1 protein-coding gene and 1 pseudogene are annotated in these 1,764 nt (G+C 75.9%); both read left to right on the top strand.

All coding sequences use genetic code 11. The features are described from left to right. Nucleotides 1-584: ABC transporter permease (locus HY68_RS16920; RefSeq protein WP_041989636.1), on the top strand; the 584-nt coding region annotated here is incomplete at its 5' end. Between the two features lies 1 nt (nt 585). Continuing rightward, a pseudogene (locus tag HY68_RS16915) lies at nt 586-1,764 on the top strand (ABC transporter permease); the annotation flags it as partial.

Here is a 1,764-nt window from a genome sequence, read left to right as displayed (position 1 = left end):
CCGCCGACACGCTCCAGGCCACCGAGTGGTGGCTGTACCCCGCGCCAGGCACGGCGGCGAAGGTCGCCGCCACGCTGCGCGCACGCGGCGACATCGACCCCGAACAGGTCCTGGTCCGGGGCGAGACGGCCGAGCGGCTGCACAACGATCCGCTGGGCGCGGGGCCGCAGTCGGCGCTGCTCGCGGTGGCCGTCGTCGCCGCCCTGCTGGCCGCCGTCGGCTTCGGGGTGAGCACGGTCGGCGCGCTGCGCGAACGCTCGGCGGAGTTCGCCGTGCTGCGCGCGCTCGGCGCACCGCGCCGCCAGCTGGCCCGGCTGCTCGCCGTCGAACACTGTCTGCTCGTCGGCATCGCGCTGGCCGTGGGGCTCGCGCTGGGCGCCGTGCTGACCCGCGCCGTCGTCCCGCTGATCGTGCTGACGGGACAGGCCACCCAGCCCGTACCGGACGTGCTCGTACGACTGCCGGTCCACTCCGTGTTGCTGCTGCTGGCCGGGGTGGCGATCGGTCCGCTGCTGATCGTCGCCGCGCTCGCGCTGCGCCGGGGCGACCCGGCGAGTTCCTTGCGCGTCCAGGGAGGTGAATGACATGAGAGCCGTCGCCCCCTGGGTACGCACCCGGCTGCGCGCAGCGCCGGGACCCGCCGTCGCGCTGGCGCTGCTCGCGCTGATCACCGCCTTCCTCGCGGCGGCCTTCCCGCGCGCCGTCGACACGTACGAGGGCGCCGCGCTGCGCCACGAGCTGGGTGTGGCGTCGCCCGACCACACCGTGGTCGAGGTGACCCGCCCGCTGGATTCGGCCGGTCTCGCCGGGACGCCCGGCCAGATCGAGCAGGAGCTGCGCCCTGGCTTCCTCGGCCCGCGCTACGACCGGGTCGTCGCCACGCTGCCGGACCCGCTGCGCGCCGACCCCGAGCAGTCGTCGTACGGAGTGCACACGCTGGAAGGGCTGAAGGCGGCCGACCCGTGGCTGCCCCGGCCCGAGGGGCTTGCCAGCGTCTTCACCCTGAGCACCCAGTCGGACCTCGCCGGGCACTCCCGGCTGCGCGAGGGACGGCTGCCGAGGGCCGCGGCGGGCTCGGTGACCGCGACGACCACGCAGGTCGAGGCCGCGGTCACCACCGAGAACGCCGGGCCGCTCGGCATCAAGGTCGGCTCCACGATCCATCTGCCGTCGACGGTCGGCCGGCAGACACTGGCCGTGCGGATCACCGGCATCGTCGAGCCGCTGCGGCCCTCACTGAGCTACTGGTCGGCGGAGTCATCACTGCGCAGGGCCGTCCTGACGGCGGCGCCCGGCAACGGCGGTCTGGTCAGGCACTACTGGGCGGGCGGGCTGCTGCTGCCGCCCGAGGCGGGGCCCGCGCTGCTCGGCGCCACCGACAAGGCCGAGTCGTACTGGCGCGTGGCGCCCGAGACCGCCGGGCTCAGGGGCGCCGACATCGGCCGGATCGACGACGCCGTCGCCTCGCTCGAACACGGCCCGCTCCAGACGGAGCTGCGCACGTCCGTCGCGCAGGACGCCGAGGCGGACTCCGGGCTCGACGACATCGTCACCGGACTCAGCTCCCTGCTCGGCGCCGTACGCCCGGTGGTCGCCGTCGCCGCCTTCGGCGCCGGTACGGTCGCCGGTGTCGTCCTGCTCATGGCCGCCGGGCTCGCCGCCGGCCGGCGCGGGGCCGAACTGACCCTGCTGCGGGCGCGCGGCGCCTCGGTGCGCGGCATCGCAGGGCGGCTGCTCGCCGAGACCGCGGTGCCGGTACTGCCC

It is taken from the genome of Streptomyces sp. AcH 505, assembly GCF_000818175.1.
Taxonomy (GTDB): domain Bacteria; phylum Actinomycetota; class Actinomycetes; order Streptomycetales; family Streptomycetaceae; genus Streptomyces.
Note: the sequence above shows the minus strand (reverse complement) of the source record. Positions and strands in the feature narration are given on the sequence as shown.